We start from the raw sequence: 17,560 nt of genomic DNA, 5'->3' as shown, positions 1-17,560 counted from the left end.
CTCATCGCCAGCAGGCTGGCTCCCACATTGGATCTTCAGCGCTGTTACGGTTTTACCAGGCGCGCATCCAGGCTGTTCTGCGCCAGACGCTTGGCCTGATCCTGAGTCATGCCCAGGTGGGTGTGCAGCGCATGGAAGTTCTCGGTCACGTAACCGCCGAAGTACGCCGGGTCATCGGAGTTCACCGTGACTTTCACGCCGCGCTCGAGCATGTCGAGGATGTTGTGCTGGGACATGTGATCGAACACGCAGAGCTTGGTGTTCGACAGCGGGCACACGGTCAGCGGGATCTGCTCGTCGATGATCCGCTGCATCAGGCGCTCGTCTTCAATGGCGCGTACGCCATGGTCGATACGCTGGATTTTCAGCAGGTCGATGGCTTCCCAGATGTATTCCGGTGGGCCTTCTTCACCGGCGTGGGCGACGGTCAGGAAACCTTCGTGGCGGGCACGATCGAACACGCGTTGGAATTTGCTCGGCGGGTGACCCATCTCGGAGCTGTCCAGACCTACGGCGACAAATGCATCACGGAACGGCAGCGCCTGGTCGAGGGTTTTCTGTGCTTCGTCTTCGCTGAGGTGGCGCAGGAAACTCAGGATCAAACCGCTGGTGATGCCCAGTTGCTGCTCGCCATCCTTCAGCGCGGCGGCGATACCGTTGAGCACCACTTCGAACGGGATACCCCGGTCGGTGTGGGTCTGCGGATCGAAGAACGGTTCGGTGTGAATCACGTTCTGTTCTTTGCAGCGCAGCAGGTAGGCCCAAGTCAGGTCGTAGAAATCCTGGGAGGTGCGCAGCACGTCGGCGCCCTGGTAATACAGGTCGAGGAATTCCTGCAGGTTGCTGAAGGCGTAAGCCTTGCGCAGGGTTTCGACGTCGCTCCACGGCAGGGCGATCTTGTTGCGTTCGGCCAGGGCGAACAGCAGCTCGGGCTCCAGCGAACCTTCGAGGTGCAGGTGCAGTTCAGCCTTGGGCAGGGCGTTGAGCCAGTCGTACATATTCTTTTCTCATCAGGTGCAATGGCGGGCATTCTACAGATGCCCGCCGAAACAATTGGCAAAACCTGACCAACCGATCCATCACACCGCTTCCTGCTCCCGTCGATAGGCGTAGGTATCGGCGAAGCGCGACAGCAGGAATTCGGCGCAGGTGGTGGTCGGATATTTCGCCGGATGCTGTGCGTCCTGGCAACCGGGCAGGCACTCGATACGGGTATCCGGATGCGGCTCGGCGAAGAATGGCATCGAGTAGCGATCCACCCCGAGAGGGCTGATCACCCGGTGCGGGGTCGAGCGATAACGGTCATTGCTCCAGCGCGCCATCATGTCGCCGAGGTTGACCACGAAGGTGCCGTCGATGGGCGGTGCGTCAATCCACTGGCCATTGACGTTCTTCACCTGCAGGCCGCCGGCACTGTCCTGATAAAGCAGGGTGATGCAGCCGTAATCGGTGTGCGCGCCGGCACCTTGCTGTTCGGCGGAACTGGCGGTGTGGCGCGGCGGGTAATGGATCATTCGCAATACGCTGACCGGTTCGTTGAAGCGTGTATCGAAGAAGTCGCGCTCGATTCCCAGCGCTAACGTCATGGCCCGCAACAGGGTTTGCGCCAGGGCCTGCATGTCGAGGTAGTGCTGCTCCATCAGCGCCTCCCAGCCAGGGATGGCCGGATGACGGTTGGGGCCACGTAACGGTTTTCCTGCCAGCACCTCGGGATGATCGGCCGGCAGGTGCAGGCCCATGTCGAAGGTTTCCTTGAGATCGCTGGGTTTGTCCGGGTCGAGCTGTTCGGTGGCGATGGCGCCGTAGCCGCGATGATGGACGGTCTGGGTGATGTCGATCTTGAGTTTTTCCGCGCTCGGCAGCGCGAAGAAGTGCCGGGCGTGATCGAGCAGGGATTCGATGCGCTGCGCAGAAATCGGGTGACCCTTGATGTAGAAAAATCCCCATTCGCGGCAAGCGTGGTCGATCTGTTCGGCGACGGCCGGCCAGGCGTTCTGGTCGTCGGAGTAGAGCGGCGAGATGTCGATGATCGGGAGTTGGTTCATTTCGAATGCTCGTTAGCGACCGCTCCCATGCAGAGGAGCGGTCAGGGGCAGGTGGATTACTTCGGCATCTCGGCCTTCATGCCTTCGACGTAGTAATTCATCGACGCCAGTTCGGCGTTGGTGGCGCTGACCCCCGCCGGGATTTTCTCGACGCCGGCCTGATCCTTGATCGGCCCGGTGAACGGTTGCAGGGCGCCGCTCTTGATGTCGGCGATGATCTGCTCGGCTTCGGCCTTCACCGGTGCCGGCACCAGATCGCTGATCGGCAGTTCGACCGTGCCTTCCTTCAACCCGCCCCAGTAGTCCTGGGATTTCCAGTTGTGGTCGATCACGCTCTGGGTCGCTTGAATGTAGTGCGGCGCCCAGTCGTTGACGATCGAGGTCAGCACCGCTTTCGGGCCGAAGTGCGCCATGTCCGAAGCGTAGCCCACGGCGTACACGCCGCGTCGCTCGGCGGCCTGGATCGGCGCCGGGCTGTCGGTGTGCTGGAACACCACGTCCACGCCCTGATCAATCAGCGCGTTGGCCGCGTCGGCCTCCTTGCCCGGGTCGAACCACGAGTTGACCCACACCACTTTGATTTCGGTGCCGGGGTTGTACTTGTTCAAGGCCAGTTGAATGGCGTTGATGTCGCGGATCACTTCGGGGATCGGGAACGAGGCGACGTAGCCGATTTTTTTGCTCTTGGTCATCTTCGCCGCGAGGAAACCACCGACGTAGCGGCCCTCATACGTACGCGCGAGATAGGTGCCGAGATTCTTGTCCTGCTTGTAGCCGGTGGCGTGTTCGAAGGTCACCTTGGGAAACTGTTTGGCGACTTTCACCGTCGGGTTCATGTAGCCGAAAGAGGTGGTGAAGATCAGGTCGTAATTGTCCTTGGCCATGTTGCGGATCACCCGCTCGGCGTCGGCGCCTTCGGCGACGTTTTCCACGTAATTGGTGGTGATCTGCGAACCGAGTTTTTCCGCCAGCGCCTTGCGCCCCTGTTCATGCTGATACGTCCAGCCGTGGTCGCCGATGGGGCCGATGTAGACGAAGCCGACTTTCAGTGGATCGGCGGCACTGGCGCTCAGGCTGAGGCCAAGGCCCATGGCGATGCACAGCAGTGTTTGCAGTGGACGTTTTTGCATGAACGCGAACTCCCTTTTGTTGTGTGTGGGGAGGGCAATGCAAAAGGCTGACCAAGCGGACAACAAATCGAGTCGAAATCGCGGCGAGGCCTTTGTGAGCAAGCCCGCTCCCACAAAAGCACCGCGATCCCTGTGGGAGCGGGCTTGCTCGCGAAGAGGCCGTAAAGTCCAATAAAAGTGCAGGCGTAGATAAAGCTGCCATCCACTGGTGCGCTAAGGTGTAACGAAACGTTAGCGCCACCCCGCAGTCAGTAGCTCATTCGCACTCTTCGGCAAAAAGGCCCGTCATGTTCACCATCCTCAAGCAAGAAAGCTTTCTGCTGTTGGCCGTCATCGCCACCTGTGTTGCGTATCCGCTGGAGCACTGGCTGCTGCATAGCGGCCAGTTTGTCGCGCTGACGGCCGGGCTGGTGCTGATCGCCTTCATCGTCGCCGCCTCGATGCGCGTTGCCCATCAGGCTGAACTGCTCGCGGAAAAAGTCGGCGATCCATACGGGACGATGATCCTGACCCTCGCCGCCGTGCTGGTGGAAGTGGTGATCCTGGCGATCATGATGAGCAACGAAGCTTCGGCCACACTGGTGCGCGACACGATCTATTCGGCGGTGATGCTCGACATCAACGGCATCCTCGGCCTCGCCGCGCTGATGGGCGGGATCAAGCATGGCGAGCAGTCCTACAACGACGATTCGGCCCGCAGTTACAGCGTGATGATTCTCACCGCCATGGGCGTGTCGATGGTGGTGCCGGAGTTCATTCCCGAGGCCAACTGGAAAATCTATTCGGCCTTCACCATCGGCGCGATGGTGGTGCTTTATGCGTTGTTCCTGCGCATGCAGGTCGGGCCGCACAGTTACTTTTTCAGCTACAGCTACCCGGACAAACGTCGCAAGAAAGAGCCCGTGGAACAGGAGCCGAAACCGGTCAGCCTGGCGCTGTCGATCGGCATTCTGGTGTTCGGTGTGGTGGTGATCGGCGCACTGGCCGAGGTGATGTCCAAGACCCTCGATCTGGGCCTGGAAGGGACGGGCGCACCACCGGTGATCACGGCGATTCTGGTGGCAGCGATTTCCGCGGCGCCGGAGATTCTGACTGCGTTGCGCGCGGCGTTGGCCAACCGTATGCAGTCAGTGGTCAACATTGCGATGGGCGCTTCGTTGTCGACGGTGATTTTGACGGTGCCGGTGATGGAAGCGATGGCGCTCTATACGGGGCAGCCGTTTCAGATGGCGATGACGCCGGTGCAGACGGTGATGATCTTCATCACGCTGATCGTCAGTGCGATCAACCTCAATGACGGCGAGACCAACGCCATCGAGGGCATGACTCACTTTGTGCTGTTTGCGACGTTCATCATGTTGTCGCTGCTGGGCCTCTGAGCCCACCACAATGTGGGAGCTAGCCTGCTAGCGATTACCGTACATCAGTCAACATCTTTGTTTACCGACAGATCGCAATCGCTAGCAGGCTAGCTCCCACAGGTTTAAGCGCCGGGGACTCAGGTTCCGGCAATCAGCTGCCGAGCCGCCTGGCTGTGATCGGCAATCAGGCCTTTGAGATCCAGCCCTTCAACCTGTCCGTCAACCACACGCCACTTGCCGCCGACCATCACCCGATCCGCCCGGTCCGCGCCGCACAGCAGCAACGCCGAAATCGGGTCATGGCTGCCGGAGAAGCGCAGTTCATCGAGCTTGAACAACGCCAGATCCGCCTGCTTGCCGACCGCCAGTTCACCGATGTCGGTGCGACCCAGCAGGCTCGCCGAACCCTTGGTCGCCCAGCCCAGCACACGTTCCGGAGTGATCTTCTCGGCGCCGTAACGCAAGCGCTGGATGTACAGGGCCTGACGCGCTTCGAGGATCATGTTCGAGGCATCGTTGGACGCCGAGCCATCCACACCGATACCGAACAACGCGCCGGCATCGGTCAGATCGATACTCGGGCAGATGCCGGACGCCAGACGCATGTTCGAGCTCGGGCAATGGCAGATACCGGTGCCGGCCGCGCCGAGACGGGCGATTTCGTCGGGGTTGAAATGGATGCCGTGAGCCAGCCAGGTGCGTGGGCCGAGCCAGCCGACGCTGTCCAGATAATCCACCGTGCGCAGGCCGAAGCGTTGCAGGCAAAAGTCTTCTTCGTCGAGGGTTTCGGCGAGGTGAGTGTGCAGGCGCACATCGAGTTTGTTCGCCAGTTCGGCGCTGGCGGACATGATTTCCGGGGTCACCGAGAACGGCGAGCACGGCGCCAGAGCGATCTGGATCTGCGCGCCGTCGCCACGTTCGTGGTACTCGTGAATCAGACGCTGACTGTCGTCGAGAATCACCTGGCCTTCCTGCACGGTCTGCTGCGGAGGCAGGCCGCCGTCCTTCTCGCCGAGGCTCATCGAGCCGCGGGTGAGCATGGCGCGCATGCCCAGTTCACGCACGGTTTCGACTTGCACGTCGATGGCGTTTTCCAGGCCATCCGGGAACAGGTAATGGTGATCGGCAGCGGTGGTGCAGCCCGACAGCAGCAACTCGGCCAGCGCGACCTTGGTGGCGAGGGCGAGCTTTTCAGGCGTCAGGCGCGCCCAGACCGGGTACAGGGTTTTCAGCCACGGAAACAACGGCTGATTGACCACCGGCGCCCAGGCGCGGGTCAGGGTCTGATAGAAGTGGTGATGGGTGTTGATCAGGCCCGGCAGGATCACGTGTTCACGGGCGTCGAACACTTCGTTGCATGGGGTCGATGGCTGCTGGCCGGCGCCGAGCACTTCAGTGATCACACCGTCTTGCAGGACCAGACCGCCACGGGCATCGAGACCGTTGGCCGTGAAAATGGCGAGGGGATTTTTTAGCCAGATACGGGTCGCAGGCATTGTGGCCGGCTCCTCTGAAAGTTGGGTTCAGGGTTGCCAGCTCAGTGTTGCCCTGTCTGCTGATCCAGGGTCGCCGCGAGGGGCGAGGTGCGGAGTTTCGAACAAAATGTTTCGACGGGCAAGCCCAACCCGACCAGACACCGGGATAACCCTGTGGGGGTGAGCCCCCACAGGGTCCAGTGATTACCAGGGAATGGTTTCACCCTTGTAGTTCACGAAGTGATGGCCGCCCTTGCCGGCGAACGCATCCACCTGATCCACCAGGCCACGGGTGCTGGTCTCCACGTCGATGTCGGCACCTTCACCGCCCATGTCGGTTTTCACCCAGCCCGGATGCAGCGACAGCACCGTAAGTTTCTGCTCGCCCAACTGCGTGACGAAGCTGTTGGTCATCGAGTTCAGCGCCGCTTTGCTGGCCTTGTACAGCGCCAGTTCCGGTGCGTCGGGCATGGTCACGCTGCCGAGCACCGAACTCATGAACGCCAGCACGCCGCTGCCGTCGCGGATCTGCCCGACAAAGCGCTGGGCCAGATTGATCGGTGCCACCGCGTTGGTGAAGAACAACTGGCCGACTTCCGCCAGCGTCGCGCCGCCCGGGGTCTGCACTTCGGGGCCTTTGACCCCGGCGTTGACGAACAGCAGGTCGAAGGTCTCGCCCTTGAGCTTCTGGCTCAGGGCGATCACCGCTTGCTGGTCGTCCATGTCGAGTTTTTCGATTTGCACGTTGCCCAGTGCTTCGAGAGCCTCGGCGTTGGAAGGATTGCGAACCGTGGCGGTGACTTGCCAGCCGTCGGCCAGCAGGGTTTTCACCAGTCCCAGGCCCAGGCCCCGGGAGGCGCCGATGATCAATGCGTGCTTGGCAGGATTAAGTGCGGACATGATTGGCTTTCCTTGAAAGTTGAAAGATCACGGGTTCAATGGACAGCGTTGACCGAGCCGATGCTGCAATTCGAGGCGCAGCTCGCCGAGTTCGGCCATGCGGGTTTCGACCAGCTTGAGTTTGTCTTGCAGCAGTTGCGTGACGGTGGTGTCAGGATTTGGCGATTGCCACAGCGCGCCAACGCTGCTGCCGATCTCGCCGAGGGTAAAGCCCAGACGCTGCGCCGTTTTGATGTAGAGCACCAATTGCACCATCTCCGGCGGATAGTCGCGATAACCGTTGGCGCTGCGTTGCGCCGCGATCAATCCGCGCTCCTCGTAAAAACGCAGCGTGTCACGGCTGACATCGCAGGCCTGGGCCAACTCACCGATGCGCATCTTGCAGGTCTCGAAAGTGTTTGACCCTGGAGCATACTCCAGGCTTTACCGTGGTTGCTCCCTGAATTTTCGGAGCAAGGATGATGTGGACTTCAACGCAATATCGGCAGTTGGTGCGCGGCAGCGCCTGGTATGACTTGATCGTGACGGCGGCGTTTGTCACGCCGTGGAGTTTTGCTGTGTTGCACGGGTTGCTGACGGCGCTGAGTCAGGCGCTGGAGCTGCCCGGCGAGCTGCCGCCGTTCGAACCTGCGCATCTGTTGATAGCCAATTTGTTCGGGTCGGTGGTGTGCATGTGGGCAGTGCTGCGGATTCGTGATCCGCAGCCGGTTTATGGGCGCTATGACGCGGTGACGCGGTTTCTGTTCGCCGCGTGGATGACGTATGCCCTGGCCCACGGCGCCAGCTCGTTGGTGGTGGGTTTCCTGGTTCTCGAAGTGGCGTGGGGCATCGCTCAGGCGTTGCCGGTCCGGCCGCTGTCGCGAGCCGTAGCGGCTTAGTGCCCGGCCTGCCACGGCTGCCCCAGTGATACCGGCGCGTACAACCGTGTACGCAGCGCATCCCGCGACAACAACACCAGCACCAGAATCGTCGCGACATACGGCAGCATCGCCAGCAGACTCGAAGGAATCGCCAGCCCCAACCCCTGCGCCACCAGGTGCAGGATGCTGGCGAGTCCGAACAGATACGCACCGAGCAGCAAGCGCCACACCCGCCAACTGGCGAACACCACCAGCGCCAGCGCAATCCAGCCGCGTCCGGCGGTCATGTTCTCGGCCCACATCGGCGTGTAAGCCAGCGACAGATAAGCGCCGGCCAGTCCGGCCATCGCCCCGCCGAACAATACCGCCAGCGTGCGCACGGTCAGTACCGGCAAGCCCATGGCACTGGCCGCATCCGGGTTCTCACCGACCGCTTGAATGATCAGCCCGACACGGCTTTTCACGATCACCCACGCCACCAGCGCAAACAGCGCGAACGACAGGTACACCAACAGATCCTGGGCAAACAGCATGCGGCCGATCAGCGGGATTTCGCTCAGGTAGGGAATCGCCAGCGGCTCGAAACCGACCAGCGGTTTGCCGACCCACGCCGCGCCGACAAAGGTCGACAGGCCGACGCCAAAAATCGTCAGCGCCAGCCCGGTCGCCACCTGATTGGCGTTGAACACCAGCGCCACCAGAGCAAACAGCGACGACAGCAACATCCCGGCGAGCATCGCGAGCACCACGCCGAGCCACAGGTTGCCGCTGTTGAACGCGACGATGAAACCGATCACCGCGCCAAACAGCATCATCCCTTCCTGACCGAGGTTGAGTACGCCGCTCTTCTCGCAGATCAATTCACCCAGCGCCACCAGCAGCAGTGGCGTACCGCAGCGCACCATGGCGTAGAAAATATTGCTCAACAGATCGATATCCATCACAGCGCTCCAGCGGTTACGGCGGTGGTAGAAGTGCGCCGCACCCAGCGCAGGTTAAGACGTGGCCGATAGAGGATCAGCACGTCACAGGCCAGCAGGAAAAACAGCATCATTCCCTGGAACAGCTGAGTGATCGCCTGCGGCAGATTCAGCGTCATCTGCGCGTTCTCGCCACCGATGTACAGCAGCGCCATCAACAGGCTGGAAAACAGAATGCCGATGGGATTGAGCCGCCCGAGAAATGCCACGGTGATCGCCGCATAGCCGTAGCCCGGCGAGACTTGCGGCACCAGTTGGCCGATCGGCCCGGTGACTTCGCAGACACCGGCAAGCCCCGCCAATCCTCCGCTGATCAACAGGGCGAGCCAGATCAGACGCTTCTCGCGAAACCCGACGAATCCTGCCGCACGCTTGTCCAGCCCCAGCACCTTGATCTGGAAACCGACGAAGCTTTTCTGCAACAACACCCACACAGCGACCAACGCGAGCAAGGCAAAATACACGCCGATGTGCGCGCGCCCGTCCTCCATTAACAGCGGCAGGCGGCTGGCGTCGCTGAACATTGCCGATTCGGGAAAATTGAATCCGGCCGGATCCTTCAGCGGCCCGTGTACGCAGAACAGCAACAGGTTCAGCGCGATGTAGTTGAGCATGATGCTGGTGAGGATTTCGTTGGCATTGAAGCGGGTACGCAACCAGGCGGTGAGCCCGGCCCAGGCGGCGCCGGCGAACGTGCCGGTCAGCAGGATCAGCACCAGCGCCCAGCGGCTTTGCATGTCGATGATGTTCACCGCCAGCGCACTGCCGGCCAGCGCGCCGAGCAGCAACTGGCCTTCGGCGCCGATGTTCCAGATCCGCGCCTGATAAGCCACCGCCAGCCCCAGCGCACACAGCAGAATCGGCAGGGTTTTGACCAGCAGCTCGGAGACGCCATACAGGTCGCTGACCGGGGCGATCAGCAAAGTATGCAAAGTCTTCAGCGGATCGTGGCCAAGGGCGACGAACAGCAAAGATCCGCAGACCAGCGTCAGCACCGCCGCCAGCACCGGCGAGCACCACAGCATCAGCCGTGATTGCCGGCCACGGGGTTCGAGGGAAAGCAACATGGGAGAAACTCCGTTAAACCGTGGCCGGTTGTGATTGAGGGGTGTCGAACTGGCCGGCCATCCAGCCGCCGACGTCGCTGAGGCGGGTTTGCGCCGTGTCCTGCAACGCCGACAGGCGCCCGCCGCACAGCGCGCCGAGGCGGTCGCTGATCTGGAACAGTTCGTCGAGGTCTTCGGAGATCACCAGAATCGCCGCCCCGGCATCGCGCAGGGCAATCAGCGCCCGGTGAATGGTGGCCGCCGCGCCGACATCCACGCCCCAGGTCGGGTGCGCGGCGATCAGCAGTTTCGGTTGCTGGAGGATTTCCCGGCCGAGGATGAATTTCTGCAGGTTGCCGCCGGACAGGCTGCGGGCGGCGGTCTGGGTGTCCGGGGTTTTCACGCTGAAGCGCTGGATGATCGTTTGGGCGAGGGCTTCGACCTTGCCGCGCTCGATCAAACCGTGGCTGACCAGGCCTTGTTGAAAGGCGGTGAGCAGGGCGTTGTCCGCCAGGCTCATGTCCGGCACCGCGCCATGCCCGAGGCGTTCGGCGGGGACGAACGCCAGGCCGAGTTTGCGTCGGGCATCCGGGCGCTGATCGGCGACAGGGTGTTCCTGGAAGCAGATGGTTTGCGCTGCATCGCGGGGCAGTGTTTGCTCGCCGCTGAGCAATGCCAGAAGCTCGTCCTGCCCGTTGCCCGCCACGCCGGCGATGCCGACGATTTCACCGCTGCGCACCTGCAGATCGATGTCGTTCAGGGAGCAACCGAACGGATCCGGGTTGTGCCAGTTCAGACCGCTGACCTGCAAGAACGCCGCGCCACCGGTGACCTTCGTGAACTCGCCGATCAAGGTCGCGGCGTCGCCCACCATCAATTGCGCCAGTTGCCGATCAGTGCAGTCTGCGGGCACGCAATGCCCGGCCACCCGACCACCACGCAACACTGTGGCGCTGTGACACAAGGCGCGCACCTCGCCAAGTTTGTGGCTGATGAACAGAATGCTGCAGCCCTCGGCCGCGAGCCGGCGCAGGGTGATGAACAACTCGTCGGCTTCCTGCGGCGTGAGCACCGAGGTCGGCTCATCGAGAATCAGCAGGCGAATGTCCTGCATCAGGCAACGCACGATCTCGACCCGTTGCCGCTCACCGATCGACAGGCTGTGGACAAGTCGCTGGGGTTCCAGCGCCATGCCATATCGGCGCGACACTTCACGGATTTTCGCCTCAAGCTGTTTCGGCGAACCGGCCGCTGCACCCATCGCCAATGCAATGTTCTGCGCCACGCTCAAGGTCTCGAACAGCGAGAAATGCTGGAACACCATGCCGATGCCCAACTGCCGCGCCTGGGCCGGGTTGCGCATAGTCACCGGTTGACCCTGCCACAGCATCTCCCCCGAATCGGCCTGGGTGACGCCGTAGATGATCTTCATCAACGTGCTTTTGCCTGCGCCGTTTTCACCGAGCAGCGCATGGATTTCACCGGGGGCGATGCTCAGGTCGATGGCGTCATTGGCAAGGCAACCGGGATAACGTTTGCTGATTTGGCGCAGTTGCAGCTGCGGTGTGGACGTGGGGTTTGGCATGACAGGCTCGGGTTGCTTGGAGTTGTGCCTGTGGATAAAGCAATTTCCTGGCCATTGAGTCAGGAACGCAGGTGGCTGCTGTTTGCCAGCCTGTGGCGCAGAGCCTGTGAATCGAATTCGGTTGCCTGCACGGCACCACTTGAGGGCAAAGCCTTTGATCAGGCTCCAGTTTTGCCCGCAACTGGCTGATCAAAAAACGAGCAACCCCGCCGAAGCCATGCAGAACCTGCGACTGCGCCAGCCATGAACGGCTTATCCACAGGTTGCTCCACAGTATTTGTGCGCAAGACAAAATCCCGGGCATAAGCACTGCCGGGCTTTCTTCTAAAGGCGATAAACAACGCTAAGCGATTGTTTTTACGTGAAATTGTTCATTGCGATGGGCGATTGGACGAAAAGTGAGCAAATCCCGCAAAGCCACGTGACAGAAGGGTTACAGCCTCCTGTGCTCAGGTTATCCACAGCCGGGTGCACAGCGGATGTGGGCAAGTCTCGGGCATAAGCAAGCGGGCTGGTGCCCCAAAACATGGCGGGGCTTCAACGCTGCAGCAGGATTCGCCCGCGGCTCAGGTCGGCCAGCTGATTTTGCAACAGCTCGATGTGCGCTTCGCCCACGGCCAGTTGCAATTCGACTCCGTTGGCGGTGAAGTTTTCTTCGATCACCAATCCGCCCAGATCCGCGACCCGCAGTTTCACCAGCGCCAGTTCGCCAAAGGCGCAGGCGCAACGCACGGGCACGCGACTGATCAATTCCATCTTCGGCGCGGCTTGCAGGCACTTGTTGGCGCCGCCGCCATAGGCCCGGGCCAGACCGCCGGTGCCCAGTTGAATGCCGCCGTACCAGCGGATCACCAGCACCGCGACCTGATCGCAGTCCTGCGCTTCGATGGCCGCGAGGATCGGCCGCCCGGCAGTGCCGCCGGGTTCGCCGTCGTCGTTGCTGCGGTATTGATCGCCGAGCTTCCACGCCCAGCAATTGTGCGAAGCGTTCAAGTCGCTGTGTTGCTCGATGAAGGCTTGCGCCTCAGCGGGGCTGCCGATCGGCGCGGCGAAGGTGATGAAACGGCTTTTGCGGATTTCTTCGCGGAACTCGCAAAAGCCGCTGAGGGTGAATGGCATAAAACGACTTATATAGAAGAAGTGAGGCCGCAGCCTTTGAGGATGATGCGGATCAGATTGTTGCCGGCGTCTTCCATGTCCTGTTTGGTCAACTTGCTGCGACCGGTCACCCGGCAGATCTGGGTGGCGAAGTCGGCGTAATGCTGGGTGCTACCCCACAACAGGAAGATCAGGTGCACCGGGTCGACCGGATCCATTTTGCCCGCGTCGATCCAGGCCTGGAACACGCCGGCGCGGCCCTGGAACCAGGCGCGGTAATCCTGATTGAAATATTCGGTCAGGCATTCGCCGCCGCTGATCACTTCCATCGCGAAGATCCGCGACGCTTGCGGCTGGCGACGGGAGAATTCCATTTTCGCGCGGATGTAGCGGGTCAGTGCTTCGGCCGGATCGTCCTCGGCCGTGAGGGAGTTGAAGGTGCTGTCCCACAATTGCAGGATGTTGCTCAGCACCGCCACGTACAGACCCAGCTTGTTGGTGAAGTAGTAATGCAGGTTCGCCTTGGGCAGCCCGGCCTTGGTGGCGATGGTGTTCATGCTCGTGCCTTTGTACCCGTGACGGGCGAACTCGTCTTCGGCGGCTTTGATGATGGTCTCTTCGTTCTTCTGACGAATGCGGCTGGCGGGTTTGCCGCCGTGGGCAGGGACTTCAAAGGTCATAGGCACTTCCGGGTTTGTCTGTGGGGTGCAACCAGTTGCGTTGATAGCGCAACCACCGGCGCGGGACAAGCCCCGGGCGAATAAAACCCCGGTCGTCAGCGGGTGGCGGCCAGGCTCTCGAGAAAACTTTCCAGTACCAGATGAGGGCGACGGCCCTTGCGGGTAACCGAGGCCAGGCTCAAATCATAGAAGCGGGTACTGGCCTTGAGCGCGCGCAAGCGACCTTGTTGAACCCAGAGACTGGCGTAGTGATCCGGCAGGTAGCCGATGTAGCGCCCGGTCAGAATCAGGAACGCCATGCCTTCGCGGTCGGAAGCGCTGGCGGTGCAGTTGAGCGCCTGATAGTGCGCCTGGATCTCCGCCGGCAAACGGAAGGTCGGGGCGATGGCGTCCTGGCTGTTCAAGCGTTCGTCATCCAGTTGTTTGTCATCGACGTAAAACAACGGATGACCAACTGCGCAGTAGAGCAGCGAACGTTCGCTGTACAGCGGTTGGTATTCCAGTCCCGACAACGCACTGGCCTGCGGCACCACGCCGACATGCAGGCGCCCGTCGAGCACGCCTTGTTCGACTTCGTTGGGGGCGATCATGCGGATCTGGATCTGCACGTCTGGCCCGCGTTCCTTCAACTGCGCGAGAGCGTGGGTGATGCGCATGTGGGGCAGGGTGACGAGGTTGTCGGTCAGGCCGATGATCAATTCGCCGCGCAAGTGCTGGTGCAGGCCGTTGACCTCGGTGCGAAAACTCTCCAGTGCACTCAACAGCTGCAGCGCCGACTGGTAAACCTCACGACCCTCTTCGGTCAGGGAGAAACCGGCGCGCCCGCGTTGGCACAGACGCAGGCCGAGACGTTGTTCCAGATCACTCATCTGCTGACTGATCGCCGAGCGACCGATGCCGAGCACGGTTTCCGCCGCCGAGAAGCCACCGCACTCCACCACGCTGCGAAAAATCCGCAGCAGGCGAATGTCAAAGTCACTGACCTGGGCCAATGGATCGGGGCGTCGACTGCTCATGCTGTTGTTCTCATTGTTTAGCAGAGTTCTAACTGAAGGTTAGAAGAGTTGAATTTCACCGACTTTATCCCCGTGGCAATTTAGCTGCAACAACGCTTTCTATCTCTCTGAAGCTTATTGCCCTGCGAGGTTTTGCCCGATGAACATGCCTGAAAACGCGCCGTCGCCACTGGCCAGCCAACTGAAGCTGGATGCGCACTGGATGCCGTACACCGCCAACCGCAACTTCCAGCGCGACCCGCGTCTGATCGTTGGTGCCGAAGGCAGCTGGCTGATCGACGACAAGGGCCGCAAGGTATACGACTCGCTGTCCGGTCTGTGGACCTGCGGCGCCGGGCATACCCGCAAGGAAATCCAGGAAGCGGTGGCCAAGCAGTTGGGCACCCTCGATTACTCGCCGGGCTTCCAGTACGGCCACCCGCTGTCGTTCCAGCTGGCGGAGAAAATCACTGATCTGACGCCGGGCAACCTGAACCATGTGTTCTTCACCGACTCCGGTTCCGAGTGCGCCGATACCGCGGTGAAAATGGTCCGCGCCTACTGGCGCCTGAAAGGCCAGTCGACCAAGACCAAAATGATCGGCCGCGCCCGTGGCTATCACGGTGTGAACATCGCCGGCACCAGCCTCGGCGGCGTCAACGGCAACCGCAAGCTGTTCGGTCAGGCGATGATGGATGTCGATCACCTGCCGCACACTCTGCTGGCGAGCAATGCGTTCTCCCGTGGCATGCCGGAGCAGGGCGGTATCGCACTGGCCGATGAACTGCTGAAGCTGATCGAGCTGCACGATGCTTCGAACATCGCAGCCGTGTTCGTTGAGCCGATGGCCGGCTCCGCTGGCGTGCTGGTTCCGCCACAGGGCTACCTCAAGCGTCTGCGTGAAATCTGCGATCAGCACAACATCCTGCTGGTATTCGACGAAGTGATCACCGGTTTCGGTCGTACCGGCACCATGTTCGGCGCCACCACGTTCGGCGTGACCCCGGACCTGATGTGCATCGCCAAGCAAGTTACCAACGGCGCGATCCCGATGGGCGCGGTGATTGCCAGCTCCGAGATTTATCAGACCTTCATGAACCAGCCGACCCCGGAATACGCCGTGGAATTCCCGCACGGCTACACCTACTCGGCGCACCCGGTGGCTTGTGCCGCAGGTCTCGCGGCACTCGACCTGCTGCAAAAGGAAAACCTGGTGCAGAGCGTGGCTGAAGTTGCACCGCATTTCGAAAATGCCCTGCATGGCCTGAAAGGCGCGAAGAACGTCATCGACATTCGCAACTTCGGTCTGGCCGGTGCAATCCAGATCGCGGGCCGTGACGGCGACGCCATCGTGCGTCCGTTCGAAGCCGGTATGGCATTGTGGAAAGCCGGGTTCTACGTGCGCTTCGGCGGCGACACCCTGCAGTTCGGCCCAACCTTCAACAGCAAGCCGCAGGACCTTGATCGTCTGTTCGACGCGGTCGGCGAAGTGCTGAACAAGCTCGACTGATTTTTCCTTCTATATAGATACGCAAACAGCAGGCGCCCCTTGCGGGCGTCCGCGCACAAGAATTCAGGAGTTCCCCGATGAGTGTTATCCCGCATTTGATCAATGGCGAACTGGTGACCGAGAACGGTCGCGCGGTCGATGTGTTCAACCCCTCCACCGGTCAGGCAATCCACAAGCTGCCGCTGGCCAGCCGCGAAACCATCCAGCACGCCATCGATGCCGCCAAGGCTGCGTTCCCGGCCTGGCGCAACACGCCACCGGCCAAACGTGCCCAGGTGATGTTCCGTTTCAAGCAACTGCTGGAGCAGAACGAAGCACGCATCGCGCAATTGATCAGCGAAGAACACGGCAAGACTCTGGAAGATGCTGCCGGTGAACTGAAGCGCGGTATCGAGAACGTCGAGTTCGCCTGCGCAGCGCCGGAAATCCTCAAGGGCGAGTACAGCCGCAACGTCGGCCCGAACATCGATGCGTGGTCGGACTTCCAGCCGCTGGGCGTGGTGGCCGGCATTACGCCGTTCAACTTCCCGGCGATGGTGCCGCTGTGGATGTATCCGCTGGCAATCGTCTGCGGTAACTGCTTCATCCTCAAGCCGTCCGAGCGTGATCCGAGCTCGACCCTGCTGATCGCGCAACTGCTGCTGGAAGCCGGTCTGCCGAAAGGCGTGCTGAGCGTAGTGCACGGTGACAAGACTGCGGTGGACGCGCTGATCGAAGCGCCGGAAGTCAAAGCGTTGAGCTTCGTGGGCTCGACGCCGATTGCCGAATACATCTATGCCGAAGGCACCAAGCGCGGTAAACGCGTTCAGGCCCTGGGCGGCGCGAAGAACCACGCGGTGCTGATGCCGGATGCAGATCTGGACAACGCGGTCAGCGCACTGATGGGCGCGGCTTACGGTTCCTGCGGGGAGCGCTGCATGGCGATCTCTGTGGCCGTGTGTGTGGGCGATCAGGTGGCGGACGCACTGGTGGCCAAACTGGTTCCTCAGATCAAGGCGTTGAAAATCGGTGCCGGTACTTCGTGTGGTCTGGACATGGGGCCGCTGGTCACCGGTCAGGCGCGCGACAAGGTCAGCGGCTATGTCGAAGACGGCGTGGCGGCGGGCGCGACCCTGGTGGTCGACGGTCGTGGTCTGAGCGTTGCCGGTCATGAAGAAGGTTTCTTCCTGGGTGGCTGCCTGTTCGACAACGTCACGCCTGAGATGCGCATCTATAAAGAAGAGATCTTCGGGCCGGTGCTGTGCGTCGTCCGGGTGAACAGCCTGGAAGAGGCGATGCAGCTGATCAACGATCACGAATACGGCAACGGCACCTGCATCTTTACCCGTGACGGTGAAGCGGCGCGTCTGTTCTGCGACGAGATCGAAGTCGGCATGGTCGGGGTCAACGTTCCACTGCCGGTGCCGGTGGCTTACCACAGCTTCGGCGGTTGGAAGCGCTCGCTGTTCGGCGACCTGCATGCTTACGGTCCGGATGGTGTGCGCTTCTATACCCGTCGCAAGGCGATCACCCAGCGCTGGCCACAGCGTGCGAGCCATGAGGCGTCGCAGTTCGCATTCCCTAGCTTGTAAGTAGAAGGGCAGTGCAAAGAAGGCCGACCTTTTAAGGTCGGCCTTCGCGTTTCAGGGCTTTTTTGACCGATATGACAGTTTTATGAAAATAGGGGTTGACGGGAGATTCTGAGTCTCTATAATTCGCCCCACTTCCGGCGCAGTCGAAACGGAAAACTCCTTGAGATTCAATGAGTTAAGTAGGTTTCGAGAGCGGGTCGCTTCAGTTCATCGAAGCCTGGAATGAGTTGGAAATGCCGGTTTTTCTGGTGCTTTCAACGGTTCGATCTTCTCGGTCGAAAGCGGAGAAAAAGAGGTGTTGACAGCAGCGTGTAACGCTGTAGA

Annotated in this window: 16 protein-coding genes; 4 read left to right on the top strand and 12 right to left on the bottom strand. The window is 61.2% G+C overall.

Features of this window, described 5'->3' with window-relative positions; translation table 11 throughout:
• Nucleotides 1–44 precede the first annotated feature (44 nt).
• The 3 genes from L6D74_RS29280 to L6D74_RS29270 form a co-directional block, all read right to left on the bottom strand.
• Complete coding sequence (locus L6D74_RS29280; RefSeq protein ID WP_236191578.1) at nt 45–998, bottom strand: adenosine deaminase; 954 nt, start codon at nt 996–998, stop codon at nt 45–47.
• A gap of 81 nt (nt 999–1,079) precedes the next feature.
• Entirely contained in the window at nt 1,080–2,045 is a 966-nt protein-coding gene (locus tag L6D74_RS29275) for a 2-oxoglutarate and iron-dependent oxygenase domain-containing protein (protein ID WP_064593278.1), read from the bottom strand.
• Between the two features lie 56 nt (nt 2,046–2,101).
• Nucleotides 2,102–3,175, bottom strand: a complete 1,074-nt coding sequence (locus tag L6D74_RS29270) for a BMP family ABC transporter substrate-binding protein (RefSeq protein ID WP_197869828.1) — start codon at nt 3,173–3,175, stop codon at nt 2,102–2,104.
• A gap of 287 nt (nt 3,176–3,462) precedes the next feature.
• On the opposite strand from L6D74_RS29270, the gene L6D74_RS29265 reads away from it, so the two are divergent.
• Nucleotides 3,463–4,554: a calcium:cation antiporter gene (locus tag L6D74_RS29265; protein WP_039773223.1), complete on the top strand. Its 1,092-nt coding sequence runs from the start codon at nt 3,463–3,465 to the stop codon at nt 4,552–4,554.
• A 119-nt stretch (nt 4,555–4,673) separates the two neighbouring features.
• Here the strand turns inward: L6D74_RS29265 and L6D74_RS29260 are convergent, their stop codons facing one another.
• The 3 genes from L6D74_RS29260 to L6D74_RS29250 form a co-directional block, all read right to left on the bottom strand.
• Complete coding sequence (locus L6D74_RS29260; RefSeq protein WP_236191576.1) at nt 4,674–6,032, bottom strand: 8-oxoguanine deaminase; 1,359 nt, start codon at nt 6,030–6,032, stop codon at nt 4,674–4,676.
• Nucleotides 6,033–6,215: 183 nt separating this feature from the next.
• On the bottom strand, nt 6,216–6,911 hold the full coding sequence (locus L6D74_RS29255; protein WP_011332317.1) for an SDR family oxidoreductase: 696 nt from the start codon (nt 6,909–6,911) through the stop codon (nt 6,216–6,218).
• A 27-nt stretch (nt 6,912–6,938) separates the two neighbouring features.
• Nucleotides 6,939–7,289, bottom strand: a complete 351-nt coding sequence (locus tag L6D74_RS29250) for a MerR family transcriptional regulator (RefSeq protein ID WP_074689712.1) — start codon at nt 7,287–7,289, stop codon at nt 6,939–6,941.
• Nucleotides 7,290–7,372: 83 nt separating this feature from the next.
• Here L6D74_RS29250 and L6D74_RS29245 point away from each other — a divergent pair, with 83 nt between their 5' ends.
• Nucleotides 7,373–7,789, top strand: coding sequence for a hypothetical protein (locus tag L6D74_RS29245; protein ID WP_236191575.1), 417 nt, complete (start codon nt 7,373–7,375; stop codon nt 7,787–7,789).
• Here L6D74_RS29245 and L6D74_RS29240 read toward each other — a convergent pair.
• The 6 genes from L6D74_RS29240 to L6D74_RS29215 all read right to left on the bottom strand — a co-directional run bounded on the left by L6D74_RS29240 (nt 7,786) and on the right by L6D74_RS29215 (nt 14,176).
• The gene (locus L6D74_RS29240) at nt 7,786–8,712 is read right to left on the bottom strand and encodes an ABC transporter permease (RefSeq protein WP_236191574.1); all 927 of its coding nucleotides are present in this window, start codon (nt 8,710–8,712) and stop codon (nt 7,786–7,788) included. The genes L6D74_RS29245 and L6D74_RS29240 overlap by 4 nt on opposite strands.
• Complete coding sequence (locus tag L6D74_RS29235; RefSeq protein ID WP_236191573.1) at nt 8,712–9,818, bottom strand: ABC transporter permease; 1,107 nt, start codon at nt 9,816–9,818, stop codon at nt 8,712–8,714. The genes L6D74_RS29240 and L6D74_RS29235 overlap by 1 nt, the downstream gene beginning before the upstream one ends.
• Before the next feature lie 13 nt (nt 9,819–9,831).
• The gene (locus tag L6D74_RS29230) at nt 9,832–11,382 is read right to left on the bottom strand and encodes an ABC transporter ATP-binding protein (protein ID WP_236191572.1); all 1,551 of its coding nucleotides are present in this window, start codon (nt 11,380–11,382) and stop codon (nt 9,832–9,834) included.
• A 537-nt stretch (nt 11,383–11,919) separates the two neighbouring features.
• Nucleotides 11,920–12,501 carry an IMPACT family protein gene (locus tag L6D74_RS29225; RefSeq protein WP_236191571.1) on the bottom strand — a complete coding sequence of 194 codons (582 nt, stop codon included), beginning with the start codon at nt 12,499–12,501 and terminating at the stop codon, nt 11,920–11,922.
• 8 nt (nt 12,502–12,509) lie between these two features.
• Nucleotides 12,510–13,160, bottom strand: a complete 651-nt coding sequence (locus L6D74_RS29220) for a TetR/AcrR family transcriptional regulator (protein ID WP_221535684.1) — start codon at nt 13,158–13,160, stop codon at nt 12,510–12,512.
• Nucleotides 13,161–13,255: 95 nt separating this feature from the next.
• Nucleotides 13,256–14,176 (bottom strand): LysR family transcriptional regulator, encoded by a 921-nt coding sequence (locus L6D74_RS29215; RefSeq protein ID WP_007958517.1) that lies wholly within the window; start codon nt 14,174–14,176, stop codon nt 13,256–13,258.
• Between the two features lie 139 nt (nt 14,177–14,315).
• Between L6D74_RS29215 and aptA the strand changes: the two genes are divergently transcribed.
• Nucleotides 14,316–15,665 (top strand): omega-aminotransferase AptA, encoded by a 1,350-nt coding sequence (aptA, locus tag L6D74_RS29210; RefSeq protein WP_011332325.1) that lies wholly within the window; start codon nt 14,316–14,318, stop codon nt 15,663–15,665.
• Nucleotides 15,666–15,742: 77 nt separating this feature from the next.
• Nucleotides 15,743–17,236 (top strand): CoA-acylating methylmalonate-semialdehyde dehydrogenase, encoded by a 1,494-nt coding sequence (locus L6D74_RS29205; protein ID WP_011332326.1) that lies wholly within the window; start codon nt 15,743–15,745, stop codon nt 17,234–17,236.
• Nucleotides 17,237–17,560 lie beyond the last annotated feature (324 nt).

The sequence above is a fragment of the Pseudomonas pharyngis genome, from assembly GCF_021602345.1.
In the GTDB taxonomy this organism is placed as follows: Bacteria; Pseudomonadota; Gammaproteobacteria; order Pseudomonadales; family Pseudomonadaceae; genus Aquipseudomonas; species Aquipseudomonas pharyngis.
This window is presented reverse-complemented; position numbering and strand designations above follow the sequence as displayed.